This is a genomic window from Paraburkholderia sp. RL18-101-BIB-B (assembly GCF_046026985.1).
GTDB lineage: Bacteria > Pseudomonadota > Gammaproteobacteria > Burkholderiales > Burkholderiaceae > Paraburkholderia.
This window is the reverse complement of record NZ_JARESV010000001.1, coordinates 30,650-46,514: the sequence shown is the minus strand read 5'-3', so window position 1 is coordinate 46,514 and position 15,865 is coordinate 30,650. Positions and strand designations below refer to the sequence as shown.

Sequence of the window (15,865 nt, the reverse complement as noted above, 5' to 3'; positions counted from 1 at the left end):
GGGCGGCCCATTTCCATTTACATGCACGCTGCATGGTTTAATTGCTGGGCCTTGAACATATCTTCATACGAATCACCGACTTTTCATATCTGGCGAGTTACATTGTCGAGAAATGATTGTTCGGAGAGCATTACTCATGGTCAAGCACCATATCCGTGCCACGCTCCTGTGCGCGGCGATCTTGTTCGCGCAGACCTGTTACGCGCAATACACCACCGACTGGCTGGGCAATACGTTCGGCACACTCGCCGCGCACGTGGGCAACACCGCGCGCTCGCTATGGGTCGCGCCGGAAGGCGTGATCTACACGGCTTCGTTGTGGGACGAGAACGAGGGCGGCGTCGCGATCTATCAGAACGGCCAGAGCCTCGGCTCGATCGGCACGCACGCCGACTTTCAGGGCAGCGCCATTACCGGCAATGCCACGTCGATCTTCGCAGCGTTGCAATACAACAGGTCGTTCGGCAGCGGCTCGGTGGGGCGCTACAACCGCGCGACCCAGACGCGTGACCTGATCATCCCCGTCAGCGTGTGGACCGCGATACCGCATGCCGATGTCATCACCGGACTCGCGACTGCGGGCTCATTGCTGTATGCGAGCGACTTCTACGGCAATCGCGTGCGCGTCTTCACGACCGACGGCGTCTGGCAGCAGGACATCAAGGTATCGGGTCCCGGTGCGCTGGCGCTGGATAGCGCCGGCAATCTGTGGGTCGCGCAGCAGAGCGCGGCCACGATCGTCGAATTCAGTCCGGCCGGCGCGCTGCTGAACACCATCCAGATGCCGGCGACGTCGCGGCCCTCGGCGCTGTATTTCGATGCCGCGTCCGCGCAACTCATGGTCGGCGACCAGGGGCCGGACATGAATATCAAGCGCTACACGATCGCGGGCACGCCGACGCTCATCGGCACGTTCGGCATTCAGGGCGGCTATCTCGACACCACCAGCGGCATCAAAGGGCAGGTGGGCGACAAGCGCTTCACACGCGTGGTCGGCATCGGCAAGGACGCCGCCGGCAACCTGTACGTGCTCAACAACCCGTGGGGCGGCAGCTGGGACCTCGGGCGCAACGGCGCCACCGACCTTCACGCCTACGACAGCGCCGGCAACCTCGAATGGAAGCTGCAGTCGCTCAACTTCGAAGCGGTCGCGGCCCCGGACCCGTCGACGGACGGCACCTACTTCTACAGCGGCACGCACATTTACACCGGCACGGCGGGCGGCACCTTCGTCGCGAACACGGTCGACCCGTTCACGTATCCGTCCGATCCGCGCCTGAACATGAACGACACGCAGCGCGACGAGCACTTCGGCCAGCTCGTCACGGTCGGCGGTAACCGGATTCTGGTGGCGTCCGGACAGAACCCCGGCGTCTTCTATTTTTTCCATTTCAATCCGGCGAGCGGCTACATAGCGATACCGGACGCGTCGATTCCGGGAGCGGCGTTCAATACGAATCTGCAGGTCACGGGCGGCTTCAGCATCGATAGCAGGGGCGACGTGTGGGCCGGTCTGGACCGGACGAATCACATCTACCACTATCCGCTGAGCGGCTTCGACGGCAACGGCAAACCGACTTGGAGCCCGGCGGTCACGATCTCCATTCCGCAAAGCATCCGGCCGCTCACGCGCATCCTCTACCTCGCGGAGAGCGACACCATGATCCTCGCGCAGGGCATTGCGGGAAGCTGGGACTGGACGGCCATGCAGTCACGCATCGAGGTCTATCACGGCTGGAGCGCGGGCAACACCACGCGGCCCGATCCGGTGATCACTCTCACCAGCGCCAATCCCAAGTCGATCACGGCGGCGGGCAATTATCTGTTCGTCGGCTATGTGCACACAGTGCCGAATATCGACGTCTTCAATCTCACTACGGGCCAGCTCGTCACCACGCTCATCAACTCGAGTCCGGCAACCGTGGATGTCGGCAACGACGTCGATTCGATGTACGGCCTGCGTGCGTATCTCAGAGCCGCGGGCGAGTATGTGATCACGAAAGACAACTACAACGGTTCGAGCATGGTGGTGTATCGCTGGACGCCATGACGACCGTGCGCTCGGCTATGACACTCCCTATCGGATAAGATACGGCCCGCGCCGCAATTTTCCGAACACAAGGAGTGGTTTCAATGATTCAACCGGGCAACGTATTCAAGAACAACGTCGCACAGATGCCGGCTATCGACGGTATCGCGCGTATCGATCTGGTGGACGGCAAGGGCGCCGTGGTGGCCAGCATCGAGAACAAGCCGGGCAAGCAGGGCTCGCTTGCGGTGTACAACTATCTGCGGCAAGCGTTCGGCACGCTCGACGCCAAAGCGGCCGAGCACGGCCTCGTGGTGTTCGCCGAGCATACGGCCGATGCGCGCAATCGTCCGGGTGCGCACCCGAACGTCGACATCCTGCTCGCGATTGCGGCGGGTGGCGAAGCGTTGCGGATCGACGTCGTGGCTGCGGGCTGAAATGAGTTGGTTGTCATCAGCGTGGCGCTGGCGGCCGAGTCGATCCGCAAGGCCGCGCTGGTCGGATAAGACGACGCCGGCTGCATGCCGGCGTCGCCAATCAACACACGTTCAGTTCAACCAGCCCTTGATCGCCTCGGACATCGTGGCAGTCGAAATGCCATAGCGGTCGTGCAGTGTCGGCAACGCGCCGGCATCGAGGAACGCATCGGGCAGACCCACTTGCCGGAAGTGACACGCCACGCCCGCGCGCATCAGTTCCGCGGCGACCGCTTCGCCCAGACCACCGATCACCGTATGATTTTCGGCGACCACCACGAGCCGCCCCGAGCGCTTCGCTTCGCGCACGATCGTTTCCGTGTCGAGCGGCTTGATTGTCGGCACATGCAGCACGGCTACGCCGATCCGGTCGTTCTCCAATGCCTTCGCCACTTCGAGCGCGCGCATCGTCATGATGCCGGACGAGATGACCAGCACTTCCGCGCCGTCGCGCAACAGTTTGGCTTTGCCGAGTTCGAACGTGTAGTCGTATTCGTCGAGCACTGCCGGCACGTTGCCGCGCAGCAGGCGCGCATAGACAGGGCCCTGATGCGCGGCGATCGCGGGCACCATCTGCTCGATGTCGAGCGCGTCGCACGGATCGATTACGGTCATGTTCGGCATCGCGCGCATCAGGGCGAGATCTTCCGCGGCCTGGTGGCTGGGACCGTAGCCGGTCGTCAGGCCCGGCAGCGCGCAGATGATCTTCACGTCGAGATTGTCTTCTGCGATCGTTTGATGCATGAAGTCGTACGCGCGGCGCGTGGCGAAAACCGCGTAGGTCGTGACGAACGGTTGCGCGCCTTCATGCGCGAATCCCGATGCCGCGCCCATCAGTAATTGCTCGGCCATGCCCATCTGGTAGAAGCGCTCCGGAAATTCCTTGGCGAAGATATGCAGGTCCGTATATTTGCCGAGGTCGGCGGTCATGCCGATCACGTTCTGCTTTTGCCGCGCCAGTTCCACCAGCGCGTGGCCGAAGGGCGCGGAACGTGTGACCTGTCCTTCGCTCGCGATCGACGCGATCATCGCGGAGGTCTTCAGGCGCGGTTTGCTCGCGGTCGCGTTGCTCATGCTTGTCTCCCTACTTCGAGTGCTTGGAGCGCCAATTGCCATTCATGGGCATCGACGCGGATAAAGTGGTTTTTCTCGCGTTGTTCGAGGAACGGCACGCCGCAACCCATGCGCGTATCGGCGATGATGATGCGCGGTTGCGCAACCGGATGCTGGCGGGCCGCATCGAACGCGGCGGCCGCGGCGGCGATATCGTTGCCGTCCACGCGCTGCGTGAACCAGCCGAACGACTCCAGTTTTTCGACGAGCGGTTCGAACGCCATGATCTGCGTCGACGGGCCATCGGCCTGCTGGTTGTTCACGTCGACCACGGCGATCAGGTTGTCGAGCTTCCAGTGACTCGCGGACATCAGGCCTTCCCAGATCGCGCCTTCGTCCAGTTCGCCGTCGGAGAACAGCGTGTACACGAACGACTTCGAACCTTTGCGCTTCAGGCCGAGGCAGCGGCCCACCGCGATGGTCAAGCCCTGGCCGAGCGAGCCGCCGGACATCTCCATGCCGGGCGTGTAGCTTGCCATGCCCGACATGGGCAAGCGGCTGTCGTCGCTGCCGTAGGTTTCGAGTTCTTCCGCGGGCAGAATGCCGGCTTCGAAGAGCGCCGCATAGAGTGCGATCGCGTAATGTCCGTTCGACAGCAGGAAGCGGTCGCGCTCCTCCCATTCGGGATCTTCCGGCCGGTAGCGCATGGCGCCGAAGTAAGCGACAGCGAGAACATCGGCGATGTCGAGCGCCTGGCCGATATAACCCTGGCCCTGCACTTCACCCATCAACAGGGCGTTTCTACGGATACGGTATGCGTGTTCGGCAAGGCTTGCCGTCGGCACGCGTTCTGGACTGTTCATGTTGTCTCCTGTGATCAGTCGTAAAGAGTAAGAAGGGTTCAGCGGTTCACGGACTTCGCGGGCACCAGAAACACGAGGCAAGCGCCGAGCGTGACGGCCACCGAGATAAAGATCAGTCCAGCTGTCGACTTGCCAGTCAGATCGTTGAGCCAGCCCACGATCGCCGGAGAGAAGAAGCCCGCGAGATTGGCGACGCAGTTCACCGCGGCGATCCCGGCTGCGGCCGACATGCCGCCGAGCAACGCGGTCGGCAGCGACCAGAACTGCGACGAGGACGCGAGTATGCCGGCGGCAGCGACGCTCAGACAGACGATAGAGGCCGGCACACTGCCGATTGCGGGCAGCAGGATGAAGCCCGCCGCGGCGATCAGCATCGGAATCGCCAGATGCAGCCGGCGTTCGCGATGGCGGTCTGCGCTCATGCCGACCAACGGCAGTGCGATGATGGCGCACAGATAAGGAATCGCGGTGAACACGCCGATCCACAGCGGATCCGCGACGCCGGATTTGCGGATGATGGTCGGCAGCCAGAACGTCAGGCCGTACTGGCCGAGCACCACGCAGAAGTAGATCGCAGCCATCAGCCACAAGCGGCGGTCGCCGATGAACGACTTGACCGAGACGTGGGCGATCTTATGCGCGTTGTCGCCGGCCACATTGCGGGCGAGCAGCGTCTTTTCGGAATCCGTCAGCCACTTCGCTTTCGCGATGCCATCGTCGAGATAGAGCAGGATCGCGACGCCGAGCACGAGCGAAGGCAGTGCTTCCAGTAGGAACAGCCACTTCCAGCCGGCCATGTCCATCGCGCCTTGCAGCGAGTGCATGATCCAGCCCGACAGCGGGCCGCCGATAATGCCGGCCAGCGGTATCGCCATGAAGAACAGCGACAACGCTTTGGCGCGGCGCGCGGCCGGAAACCAGTAGGTCAGATAGAGAATCACACCGGGCGCGAAGCCGGCCTCGGCGACGCCGAGCATAAAACGCAGCACGTAGAAGGCTGTTGGCGATTTCACGAAGATGAAGCACGCGGAGATCACCGCCCACGTCAACATGATCCGCGCGAGCCACTTGCGTGCGCCGACACGATGCAGCACCAGGTTGCTCGGCACCTCGAAGAGGAAATAGCCGAGAAAGAAAATCCCTGCGCCCATGCCGTACACGGTTTCGCTGAAGCGCAGGTCGTTGAGCATCTGCAGCTTCGCGAAGCCGACGTTGACACGGTCGAGATAGGCGCCGAGATAGCACAGCATCAGGAACGGGATCAGGCGGCGGCTGACTTTCGCGTAGGTTTTCGACTCGAAGCTCGTCGAGTCCGCCTGGTCCGGCATGTCTGCGGCAAGGGATGCCGCGGGGTATTTCGTTTTCATGGGTGTCTCCTTCCATGGCCCCGGGATGGCCTGGGTGCCGGGCACGTTGCCGCTCTCTGCAAGCGGCAACGCGTCAATGAATGAGCATGCCGCCGTTCACGTCGAGCGTGATGCCCGTGAGATAGGTCGACAAGTCGCTGACGAGGAACAGGCACGCGTTCGCCACGTCGCTCGCGTCGCCGAGACGGCCGAGTGGAATGCCCTTGATGATGTCGGCGCGCATGTCCGTAGTGAGCTTGTCGCCGGTGATGTCGGTCTGGATCAGACCGGGCGTGATCGAGTTCACGCGAATGCTGTCGCCGCCGAACTCGCGGGCCATTGCACGCGAAAGACCGAGCACGCCGGCTTTCGCCGCGCTGTAGTGCGGGCCGCCGAAAATGCCGCCGCCGCGTTGCGCGGAGACCGACGACATGCAGACTATGCTGCCGCTCTTCTGCTCTTTCATCGCCGGCAGCACGGCTTGCGACATGTAGAGCGTGCCGCGCAGATTGACGTCGACGATCGCGTTGAAGTTTTCGGACGTGATGTCCAGCGTGCGCGCCGGTTGCGTGATGCCGGCATTGTTGATGAGGCCGTCGATGCGGCCGTAGCGCTCGAGCGTCGCTTTGGCGGCCGAGACGCACGCGTCTTTGTCGGTAACGTCGCAGGCGAGGCCTAGATGCGCGTCACCGAGATCGGCGGCGGCGCGCTGCGCGTCTTCTTCGCGCAGATCGAGAATGACGATGCGTGCGCCCTGAGCGGCGAGTGCTTTAGCGGTTGCCTTGCCGATTCCGCGCGGTGAGGCGGCGCCGGTCACGATGACGACTTTGTTCTCCAACAGCATGATTGTCTCCTGAGTGTTGATGTGATGGCCGAAGTGTCTACTGCGCGGCCGGTCGCATCAACGACGTACTGCTCAACTATGTTTGAGAAATTTTCAGGTGACGTGCTGCTTCGAAGCAGGCGTTGTATGGTGCGACGCCGCATTCGCACTCTCAGCGCATGTGATGCTGGAAAACCCTGGCAAAGATCGATGCCGGTCTCAGGCCTTGCGGTCCATGCGTCCGACTTCGCGCTCGATCCACGCGATAAAGCGCGTGACACGTGGAAGCTCGGCGTTTTGCGGCGGATAGACCAGATGATGCGCGCCGACTTCCACAGCGTGCGTATCGTCGAATACGGGCACGAGCTTGCCCTCCCTGATCCGAACCGAGGCGAGCATCACGCTTTCGAGCGCGATGCCGAGGCCGAGCGCTGCTGTCTCCAACGACATGTACGAGCGGTCGAAGGAGAAGTCGAAGGTCTTATGGGCGGCCGATACGCCGGTACGCCCGAACCACTGCTTCCACTGTACGAGCGGCGTCTCCGAGTAGATCAGGCGATGTTGCAGCAGATCTTCAGGCGTTGTTACCGGATGGCTCTCCAGATATTTCGGCGACGCGAGCGGTGCGATGAATTCGCCGCGCAGCGTTCTGACTTCGAGGTCGCGCCAATTCGCGTAACCGTGGCGCAGGTCGATGTCGTAGTAACCGCTGGTAAACGAGACGTCCTCATATGAGCAGGCGAGATTCAACTGGATATCGCCATTGGCTTCCTGAAACGACGCGAGCCGCGGCAGCAGCCACATGAGCCCGAAGCTGGGGCTCGAATGCACCCGCAGGATATCGACGTCGGTGCGGCTCGACGCGCGTTCGGTCGCGCGGCTCAGATCCGCCAGCGATCCCGTCACATCGGACAGATAACGCTCGCCGGTCGGCGTGAGGACGAGCCCACGGCCCGAGCGATAGAAGAGCGGCTGGCCGATCACCGACTCGAGATTGCTGATCTGATGACTGACGGCCGACGCGGTCAAGCCGAGCTCTTCGGAGGCCCGGTTGACGCTTTTCGTTCTGGCCACGCTCTCGAACGCGACGATGGCTTTGACAGGTGGAATGCGCATAGTGAAATTTTTTTCAGATGCAGTTGAATGAAACCGCCTTGTTCGCACGCCATTCGCACTGCCATTCTGTCGACAAGCCGCACAGCCAGGGATGCATGAAGTCCTCTCGATACTGATCCGGCAGTTTCACTGCCGCAGAGCGGCTAATCATAAACATGGGTTGCGCAGTGCAACAACTGTGCAGGAGACAGTAATGGATTATCCGACTTTCCCGGTGAGCGCGCGATTAGCCGACGCTCATACGCAGCCATTTCATCCCGTTCGTTCCCCTATCCAGTGAAAGCACTCGCCGGTCTACGCCGATGTGGTGTACCGGTGGGCTTCATACCACGCGCTCGCAGAACATACGCAGCGTGCGGAAAAACGCGGAAGGAGACAGGACATGACTGAACACCGCTTCTTGCTGACGGCGCGTTCGATCGTCAAGAGCTTTGGACCGACGAGCGTGCTGAAGGGATTCGATCTTTCGATCGCACCCGGTGAAGTGCACGCTTTTCTGGGTGGCAACGGCGCGGGCAAATCGACGCTGATCAAGATCATTTCCGGTCAGTTCGAACGCGACGGCGGCACGCTCGAATTCGACGGGCAAGCGATCGGCGCATCCGTAGGCGGGCACGTTGCCGCCGGCACTATCGCGGTCGTCAATCAGGAACTGGCACTGCTGCCGCATCTGTCCGTGGCCGAGAACATCGCGATGCCGCGGCTGCGGCGCGGTACGGCGAAATATAGCGAACGCGCGTCGATGGAGATCGCCGTCGAAGCGCTGTCGCTGATCGATCCGCAGTTCGCGCGTGAATCGTCGGGACGGCTGGTCGGCGATTTGACCTTGCACGAGCGTCAACTCGTGGAGATCGCCCGCGCGCTCGGCTCGGGCGCCAAGCTGTTGTTGCTCGACGAACCGACCGCCAATCTGACCGCCGCGGAAACGATTCGGCTCTTTGCAGTGTTACGGCGACTGATCGCCGATACGGGGCTCGCGGTGCTGTTCGTCTCGCACCGCATGCGTGAGATTCGCCAGATCGCCGACGTCTGCACGATCATTCGCGACGGTAAGACGGCCGTCGATCGCGTCGCGCTCGATGCGATCACGGACCGCGAGATCATCGAATGCATGGGGCAGAGCATCGTGGTCGACGAGGCGGCGGCAAGCGTCGCGGAGTCGGCGGAGTTGGCGGAGCAGGACACCGGCGGTAACGGTGCGCGCATCCATGCAGGCGCATTGCGCATCGAACGCGACGGCGTGGCGATCGAGGTGCCGGCGGGCGCGATCATCGGTCTAGCGGGTGCGCCGGTCGGTCCGTCTTCGCTGATCGATGCGTTGACCGGCATCGCGCCCGCCGGTTCGTGGGCCATCACACGCGACGGCGCTCGCGTCAGCTATGGGCATCCTTCGGCCGGTGCGCGCGATGGCGTCGGCTTCGTTTCGGGCGACCGCTCGAACAAGGGGGTGCTCGCCACGCTGCCCATCGTCGACAACCTCGTCGCGGCGGCGCGTGTCGTCAACCGGCGCAGTGTCGTGAAGCGCGAGGAGATCGAGCAGAGCACACGGCTGCTCGACGCACTCAAGATTCGCGCGGGCTCGCTATGGGATCTGCCGGCCACACTGAGCGGCGGCACGCAGCAGAAATTGCTGATCGCCCGCTGGCTATTACTCCGCCCAAGACTGCTGGTGCTCGAAGAGCCGACCCGCGGCGTGGACATTCGCACGAAGCGCGAAATCTACGCGTTGATTCGCAAGATGGCGCAGCAGGGCACGACGATCGTCTGGTGGTCGACCGAATACATCGAGCTGGTCGAACTGTGCGACACCGTGCTCGCGTTCGATCTGGACGGCAAGCCCACCGAAGTCTTGCGGCACGCCGACGTCAACGAAACGCAACTCGCCGCCGCAACGGGCATGGCCGCCTAGCGAAGGCTAATGCCGCTTCGCACAAAACATCATCATTCTGGAGACAGTCATGAAATCAGCCACTCATCCGATCGTGGAGGGGCAGCCCAAACGCAGCGGCGCGGGGCGCCGCCTGCTATCCACCTACCGCACCGAAATCGCGATTGCCATTGCGATCATCGTGATCGAACTCGCGGTCGGCATGATCGTGCCGGCCGCGCTGTCGGGCGGCAATATTTCCAACGTGACGCAGGCGGCCGCGCCGCTCGTCATCATGGCGTTCGGCGTGTTGCTCGTGATCATCACCGGCGGCATCGATCTGTCTGTCGGTTCGGTGTTCTCGCTGACCGGCATGGTCACCGGCCTTGCGATGGCGCACGGCTACGGCGCGGTCGCGAGCAGTGTCGCGGGACTCTCCGTCGGCATCCTGATCGGCGCGCTAAACGGTGCACTCGTGACGTTCGTCGGACTCGCGCCGTTCGTCGTGACGCTGAGTACGTATGCGATTGCGGGCAGCCTCTCGTTTATCGTCACCGACGGCCATTCGCTGCCGATCTCCAACCCCGACTACTGGCTGCTCGATTCGGGGACGCTGATTCCCGGCCTGCCAAACTATGCGCTGTGGTGCGTGCTGCTGCTCGTCGCAATCGAATTCTGCTTGCGCAAGGTGGTGGCGGGCCGCTGGCTGTATGCGATCGGCAGCAGCAGTTCGTCGGCGCGCGTGATCGGGATTCCTGTCAATCGCGTGCGGCTCGGCGCGTATCTGCTTTCGGGCTTGCTGGCTTCGTTTGCAAGCATCGTCAGCGTCTCGTACATCAGCAATGCGGAAGCCACCGCAGGATCGAGCCTGATGCTGCAGGCCATCGCGGCCGTGGTGATCGGCGGCGCGAGCCTGTTCGGCGGGACCGGTTCGGCGATAGGCGCGCTGCTCGGTGCGCTGATGATCACGATCATTCAGAACGGCGCCAATCTGATCGGAGTGAACAGTTTCTGGCAAGGCACCGTGACCGGTGTCGTGATTCTCATCGCGGTTCTCGTGGACCGCGTTACCAAGGCCCGGCGTTGAGCACGGGTTCGCTAAAACTATCAGGAAGGAGACACATCATGAACAAGCGCACGTTCAAATCAGCCGGCGGATTCTCGGGCCGGCCGGTCGCACGGGTCGCGGCGGCAGCGGTGGCGGCATCTATAGTCGCGCTCGCCGCGGCGTTCGCCTCGCAGATGGCGGTGGCGGCGGACAAGCAGACGGTCGCGTATATCGCGCCGTCGCTGGATATTTCGTACTGGCAGTGGGTCGCGTATGGCGTCAAGCAACGGGCGCAGGAACTCGGCATGGACTATGTCGAGTTCACCTCGGAGAACTCGCCGGCCAAGCAGATGGACAACGTGCGCACGGCCATGACGCGCGGCGTCAACGCGATCGTGATCGGGCCGGTCAGTTCGACCAGCACGCCGCCCGTATTGCGTCTTCTGAAGTCGAAGTCCGTGCCGGTGGCTTTTACGGGTATCGGGCCGCAAGCGGGACAGACGGACTATACGTCGGCCGTGACCGCGAATAACTACGATACGGGCAAGGCTCAGGGCACGTACGTCTGCAAGCTCGCAAAAGAACGCGGCAGCAACAAGGTGGCGATGCTGTCGCTGCCGCAGGATCGCGAGAATGCGCAGAAGTATATGAAGGGCGCGCAGGAGTCGTTCAAGGCCGATGGCTGCGATCTCGTGCAGGTGCTCGAAACGCACGGGCTCACGGTCAATGAAGCGGTGCAGCAGGCCAACGACGTGCTGACCGCTCATCCGGACGTCAAGGCGATCTACGGCATGTACGACGAAGCCGCGACGGGCGCCGCCAAGGCGCTGCAAACGCGTGGTGCTGTCGGCAAGGTGGCGGTCGTCACCGCCGATGGCAGCCCGACGACGATCAAGCTGCTGCGCGACGGCACGATCCAGGGCATCTTCCTGCAAGAGGCGGTGGGGCAAGGGATCGACGCGACCACGCAGGTGTTCAATGCGCTGAACCACAAGCCGACCACCCAGGAACTCGCGCTCAAGGAGCCGCTCGTGACGAAGGAGACGATCGATCAGCCGGACGCGCAGGCCACCGTCAAGCGTGTCTATCCGCCTTCAGCGGGCAAGTACTGAGGAATCGATGTTGAGCTGATTGCGCGGCCGCTCGTTTCGTTGCGTTGCGTTTTGTCGCGAGCCGAGCGGCGCGTCGTATAACCCTATAAGGAGGCACTGTGGACAATCTGCCTATCATCGACCCGCATCATCACCTGTACGATCTGAAGACCGGCAACTATCCGTGGTTGCAAGGGCCGATGCTCAAACGCGTGTTCGGAGACTATTCGGCCATTCGCAAGGACTATCTGATCGACGATTTTCTTGCCGACATCAAGAATCAGAACGTGGTGAAGACGGTTCATCTTCAGGTCGAATACGACCACAACGATCCGGTGGCCGAAACACGATGGCTTCAGAGTGTCGCGGACAAACACGGCTATCCACATGGCATTGTCGGTTTTGCCGATCTGTCATCGCCGAACGCACAGGCCGTGATCGAAGAGCACTGTCAGTACAAGAACGTGCGAGGCATTCGCCAATGCCTGAATTTTCACCGCGATCCGGTGAAGACGTTTATCGACAGCCCGCATCTGATGAGCGATCCGCAATGGCGGCGCGGTTATGCGCTGCTCAAGGAGTACGGTTTGTCGTTCGATCTACAACTCTATTACACGCAGATGGAAGAGGCGCTCGCACTAGCGCGCGACTTCCCCGATACGCCCATGGTGCTCAACCACACCGGCATGCCAGTCGATCGCAAGCCCGAAGAGATCGAGGCGTGGAAAAAAAGCATGACCTTGCTTGCTTCAGCGGACAACGTTTTCTGCAAGATCTCCGGTCTGGGCATGGGCGACTGGAAGTGGACAGTGGACAGCATCCGTCCGTTCGTCCTGCACGCGATCGAAGCATTCGGCGTGGAGCGCTGCATGTTCGCGAGCAACTTTCCGGTCGACAAGCTGTTCAGCAGTTATGACGACGTGTTCAATGCGTTCAAGGAGATCACCCGGCACTTCTCTGCGCAAGAAAGGGCTGCGCTGTTTCATGACAACGCGGAGCGGGTGTACAGGCTGTGATGCCGGCGATACGGTTGGCGTGCGCGGATGGAATGGCGGACGGCGAGCGCGCAATCGCCCGCCCGATCACACGCCCGAACCCGCCGGATATCCTTTCGACCGGCCGAACGCGGGTTGTTCGCGAGCGGTGCGGTTGAGCAGCATGGGTATCTCGTCCAGACGCAGTAGCGTCAGCGCTCCGCCATACACCAGCCCCGTATCGACGTTGATGACGTTGCCGCGAACCCGCGGCTCCCGCACCGGCGTGTGCCCGACGATGACCGCGGCCACGCCGTCGATGCGGCCGCCCGGGTCGCGCCATCCCGAAGCAAACCGTTGGCACAGTTGCGCGAAGGCCCGCCGCATCGAAACAAAACCTGCCGCCTTGCCCGGAATCCAGCGCGAGCGATCCCAGATCGCCTTTCGGCGCACCGGTCCGTTGCGGTCCTCCTGTTCGAGCGCCTGAACCATCTTCGGCCACGATTGCATGGGCACGTTGGCGTGCACGATTCCCACAAGGCCGTCGTCCGTTTCGATTTCGATCGCGTAGGGAAGGGCCGCCATATACGTCACGATGTCGTCCAGCGCCGCTTTGTCGTAGGCCATATCGAACAACCACTCTCCGCCGTTGGAGCGAATCGACGCGTTCTTGCCGCCATGGCGGTGCCACCGCACGATCGTGTCCTCATGATTGCCGCGCACCGATTGAATCCGATATCGATTCACGAATTCGAGCACCGCCGGCGATTCGATGCCCCGATCGACCAGGTCGCCGACGGCGAAAAGCCTGTCGCGAGACGGGTCGTACCGGCGCAGTTCCAGTTCTCTTCGAAGACGGCTAAAGCAGCCATGCAGATCGCCTACGACGAAGTCGCGACCGGCCGTGTTCTTTTTGAAGCGTCGCACGGGTATGAAAGTCTGCTGCATGTTTTCACCGCAATGAGGTTGACGTGAAACGACGAAAGACTTCTGAACGGTTGCTGCGCGAAGCCCCTATGGTTTCGACCTCGAATGTGTCCTCGCTGGCCGGATTTCGCGCGCAGTCGAACGCGTCGCTCAGTGTTGTCCGCCGATTGGGCGCTTTCAGTGTCGATTTGTAACGAGGTGTTGGGACGAGCATGCCGTTTCCATCGTCCGGATCGAGCTTCAGGACGAACGGGGCCTTGGTGGGGTGCGGGCGGAGCGGCGACATCGTCGCATTAGTCGGGTGGCGCGGGCAGTGTCTTTTACGCTCGGTTACAAGTGGCGCATGACGGCGCTCACAGTTCATAGCCGATGTCCTCGACGACCAACCGTTGTGGGCGCACCCATTGACTGGGCCGGCTCGCAGGGCTGAACGAAGCCGGACGTGTCGGCCTTCGTCGCTGTCCAGGTCGCCATGGCGCGCGCCATGAACGATGGTTTTATCGTTGCGCTTGCCAAACCGCGATGCCGAATGGGACCCCAAATCGCGCTGATAAGCGCCACTAGCAAGGCGCCGCGCATCATCCGGGGGCAAGGGATGCTTTCCTCGCGGAAACCAAAAATTTTTCGCCGCGGCGTCGATCCCAAGCGTTTCATCGCACGCGAGAACAATGGGGCGATCGACCGTCAATCGCGCAATGCGCGCTACCCCACATAGCGAAGTGTGCGGATATCGCTTTTCGCTGCCGTGCCAGCGCGCCGCTCTCGGGCCGTCCGTCTCACGCTTGCAACATTCCGGACGCGCCCAGTAAAACGTACTTTTGTCCGCTCAATGGCAGCATATTTGACCGAAGCATTTGTCGAACCATTGCCAGCCAACGGTCCTACGGGTTTTCCACACGCCGGAAATAATGCGCGGAGCATGGCCGGCGGGCTCCGCCCCGGCCCTTTCCCGTGTCTCAAATTCGAGTCATCGCGTGTTGCGAACTTGCTGGAGCCCTCCCCGCCGAATCGCCGATCCTTGTCCAGCAAGGCTTTGAGGCCTGCTGGCATACCCGTTGCAAATAGAGAGTCACAAAACGAAAAAACACGTTGCAGCCGGGACGCAGCAAAAAGATTCGGCAGCAACAACAGTCTTCGTGAACCGCGTTCGGGGAAGTCCACGCGTTTTACGGGGTGCGGCGGGGTCAACGAAAACAGATGTCGATAAACAACGACACGGTGATCGATACGGGGTATCGGCCACTTGTGATCGTGACGAAGCAAAGCGTTGGCCTCGCCCCTTTTTTCCGTCCTCGTGACGGGCTTGAACGCCGCTTCGGCGCGCCTGTTTTGCAGGCGGCTGCAAACGGCACTAAACCGAAGTCAACTTTCACTCTACGGGGGTTAGCATGAAGAACATGATCCAGAAATTTCTGCGCGAAGAAGACGGCGTTGCAGCGATCGAATACGGCCTGCTGGCCGGCCTGATCGCAGTGGCGATCATCGCGACGGTGACGACGATGGGCACGAACCTGAAAGCCGTGTTCACGACCATCTCGACCAAGTTGGCCACCGCCGCGGCCTGACGCACTGCGTAGCAGCGGGTGCAAAGCCGATCGCCCGCCCTGCCTCGACGGTCCTTCGAGACAGGGTAGCGACGGCCCAGCGCTCAAAAGAAACGACTCCAGAAGGGCAATTCGATCCTTGAAACGGAGCAGGCAATGAACGGGGTTCCCTTTCCGGTTGGACCGTGCGTGATGACACTGGTACTCGTCGCCGCACTGTGGGACATGCAAACGCGCCGGATTCCTAACTGGTTGGTGGCGACAGGATTGATCGTGGCGATGCCGGTGCAGTGGTTCACGCACGGCGGTGTCGACGGAATGACGATGTGGTTGGGCGGCCTGCTGGCCGGCGGCGCGATTTTCCTGCCGGGCTACGCGATGCGGCTGCTGGGCGCGGGCGACGTGAAGCTGATGGCGGCGATCGGCGCTTTCTGCGGCGCTTACGGCGCACTCGAAATAGGTTTGGCGACCTGCGTGATCGGTGGGATCGGGTCGCTTGCAATATGGCTTCGGCGTCGCCAGGTGCGCGCCGGACTAAGCGGGGTGGCGGCATTGGTGATCAGCTGCGCGACGCCGGGAAACGGCGCGCTGCGAAGGTCGGGCAGTGTGGCTGAAAGCAGTGCGACGGGGACCATGCCCTACGGCGTCGCGATAGCAATAGGCAGCGCATGCGTGTTGTTCGCCAGCGTGTGACGGGTGCCGGGGCAG

The 15,865-nt window shown here is 62.1% G+C and carries 15 protein-coding genes; 9 read left to right on the top strand and 6 right to left on the bottom strand.

What is annotated here, in order from left to right; all coding sequences use genetic code 11:
• The first annotated feature begins 136 nt into the window (after positions 1-136).
• Positions 137-2,050 (top strand): SMP-30/gluconolactonase/LRE family protein, encoded by a 1,914-nt coding sequence (locus P0D73_RS00210; protein ID WP_408428937.1) that lies wholly within the window; start codon positions 137-139, stop codon positions 2,048-2,050.
• 83 nt (positions 2,051-2,133) lie between these two features.
• A complete protein-coding gene (locus P0D73_RS00205) occupies positions 2,134-2,466 on the top strand; it encodes a DUF2322 family protein (protein ID WP_408428935.1) in 333 nt (110 codons plus the stop codon).
• Between the two features lie 111 nt (positions 2,467-2,577).
• Here the strand turns inward: P0D73_RS00205 and P0D73_RS00200 are convergent, their stop codons facing one another.
• The 5 genes from P0D73_RS00200 to P0D73_RS00180 form a co-directional block, all read right to left on the bottom strand.
• A complete protein-coding gene (locus tag P0D73_RS00200) occupies positions 2,578-3,579 on the bottom strand; it encodes a transketolase family protein (protein WP_132377638.1) in 1,002 nt (333 codons plus the stop codon).
• Complete coding sequence (locus tag P0D73_RS00195) at positions 3,576-4,421, bottom strand: transketolase (protein ID WP_408428932.1); 846 nt, start codon at positions 4,419-4,421, stop codon at positions 3,576-3,578. The genes P0D73_RS00200 and P0D73_RS00195 overlap by 4 nt, the downstream gene beginning before the upstream one ends.
• Positions 4,422-4,459: 38 nt before the next feature.
• Positions 4,460-5,788 (bottom strand): MFS transporter, encoded by a 1,329-nt coding sequence (locus P0D73_RS00190; protein WP_408249547.1) that lies wholly within the window; start codon positions 5,786-5,788, stop codon positions 4,460-4,462.
• A gap of 73 nt (positions 5,789-5,861) precedes the next feature.
• Positions 5,862-6,611 (bottom strand): SDR family NAD(P)-dependent oxidoreductase, encoded by a 750-nt coding sequence (locus tag P0D73_RS00185; RefSeq protein ID WP_408174860.1) that lies wholly within the window; start codon positions 6,609-6,611, stop codon positions 5,862-5,864.
• A gap of 198 nt (positions 6,612-6,809) precedes the next feature.
• On the bottom strand, positions 6,810-7,706 hold the full coding sequence (locus P0D73_RS00180; RefSeq protein WP_408174859.1) for a LysR substrate-binding domain-containing protein: 897 nt from the start codon (positions 7,704-7,706) through the stop codon (positions 6,810-6,812).
• 382 nt (positions 7,707-8,088) lie between these two features.
• On the opposite strand from P0D73_RS00180, the gene P0D73_RS00175 reads away from it, so the two are divergent.
• The 4 genes from P0D73_RS00175 (at position 8,089) to P0D73_RS00160 (ending at position 12,728) form a co-directional block, all read left to right on the top strand.
• Complete coding sequence (locus P0D73_RS00175) at positions 8,089-9,615, top strand: ATP-binding cassette domain-containing protein (RefSeq protein WP_408428929.1); 1,527 nt, start codon at positions 8,089-8,091, stop codon at positions 9,613-9,615.
• Positions 9,616-9,664: 49 nt separating this feature from the next.
• Positions 9,665-10,660, top strand: coding sequence for an ABC transporter permease (locus P0D73_RS00170; RefSeq protein WP_408317795.1), 996 nt, complete (start codon positions 9,665-9,667; stop codon positions 10,658-10,660).
• Positions 10,661-10,698: 38 nt separating this feature from the next.
• Positions 10,699-11,733, top strand: a complete 1,035-nt coding sequence (locus P0D73_RS00165; protein ID WP_408174855.1) for a substrate-binding domain-containing protein — start codon at positions 10,699-10,701, stop codon at positions 11,731-11,733.
• 107 nt (positions 11,734-11,840) lie between these two features.
• The gene (locus P0D73_RS00160) at positions 11,841-12,728 is read left to right on the top strand and encodes an amidohydrolase family protein (RefSeq protein WP_408175362.1); all 888 of its coding nucleotides are present in this window, start codon (positions 11,841-11,843) and stop codon (positions 12,726-12,728) included.
• Between the two features lie 66 nt (positions 12,729-12,794).
• On the opposite strand, the gene P0D73_RS00155 is transcribed toward P0D73_RS00160, so the two are convergent.
• Positions 12,795-13,634: a metallophosphoesterase gene (locus P0D73_RS00155; protein ID WP_408174853.1), complete on the bottom strand. Its 840-nt coding sequence runs from the start codon at positions 13,632-13,634 to the stop codon at positions 12,795-12,797.
• Positions 13,635-14,055: 421 nt separating this feature from the next.
• Between P0D73_RS00155 and P0D73_RS00150 the strand changes: the two genes are divergently transcribed.
• From P0D73_RS00150 to P0D73_RS00140, 3 genes are all read left to right on the top strand, one after another.
• Positions 14,056-14,328, top strand: coding sequence for a hypothetical protein (locus P0D73_RS00150; RefSeq protein WP_408281438.1), 273 nt, complete (start codon positions 14,056-14,058; stop codon positions 14,326-14,328).
• Positions 14,329-15,001: 673 nt separating this feature from the next.
• Complete coding sequence (locus tag P0D73_RS00145; RefSeq protein WP_132377627.1) at positions 15,002-15,178, top strand: Flp family type IVb pilin; 177 nt, start codon at positions 15,002-15,004, stop codon at positions 15,176-15,178.
• Positions 15,179-15,313: 135 nt separating this feature from the next.
• Complete coding sequence (locus P0D73_RS00140; RefSeq protein ID WP_408428925.1) at positions 15,314-15,850, top strand: A24 family peptidase; 537 nt, start codon at positions 15,314-15,316, stop codon at positions 15,848-15,850.
• The last annotated feature ends 15 nt before the right edge of the window (positions 15,851-15,865 follow it).

Bases quoted from the DNA above. Each gene is read 5' to 3' on its own strand.
- P0D73_RS00165 (WP_408174855.1), top strand. From the start codon at position 10,699: ATGAACAAGCGCACGTTCAAATCAGCCGGCGGATTCTCGGGCCGGCCG.
- P0D73_RS00140 (WP_408428925.1), top strand. From the start codon at position 15,314: ATGAACGGGGTTCCCTTTCCGGTTGGACCGTGCGTGATGACACTGGTA.
- P0D73_RS00170 (WP_408317795.1), top strand. From the start codon at position 9,665: ATGAAATCAGCCACTCATCCGATCGTGGAGGGGCAGCCCAAACGCAGC.
- P0D73_RS00185 (WP_408174860.1), bottom strand. From the start codon at position 6,611: ATGCTGTTGGAGAACAAAGTCGTCATCGTGACCGGCGCCGCCTCACCG.
- P0D73_RS00145 (WP_132377627.1), top strand. From the start codon at position 15,002: ATGAAGAACATGATCCAGAAATTTCTGCGCGAAGAAGACGGCGTTGCA.
- P0D73_RS00200 (WP_132377638.1), bottom strand. From the start codon at position 3,579: ATGAGCAACGCGACCGCGAGCAAACCGCGCCTGAAGACCTCCGCGATG.
- P0D73_RS00155 (WP_408174853.1), bottom strand. From the start codon at position 13,634: ATGCAGCAGACTTTCATACCCGTGCGACGCTTCAAAAAGAACACGGCC.
- P0D73_RS00195 (WP_408428932.1), bottom strand. From the start codon at position 4,421: ATGAACAGTCCAGAACGCGTGCCGACGGCAAGCCTTGCCGAACACGCA.
- P0D73_RS00180 (WP_408174859.1), bottom strand. From the start codon at position 7,706: ATGCGCATTCCACCTGTCAAAGCCATCGTCGCGTTCGAGAGCGTGGCC.
- P0D73_RS00205 (WP_408428935.1), top strand. From the start codon at position 2,134: ATGATTCAACCGGGCAACGTATTCAAGAACAACGTCGCACAGATGCCG.
- P0D73_RS00210 (WP_408428937.1), top strand. From the start codon at position 137: ATGGTCAAGCACCATATCCGTGCCACGCTCCTGTGCGCGGCGATCTTG.
- P0D73_RS00175 (WP_408428929.1), top strand. From the start codon at position 8,089: ATGACTGAACACCGCTTCTTGCTGACGGCGCGTTCGATCGTCAAGAGC.
- P0D73_RS00190 (WP_408249547.1), bottom strand. From the start codon at position 5,788: ATGAAAACGAAATACCCCGCGGCATCCCTTGCCGCAGACATGCCGGAC.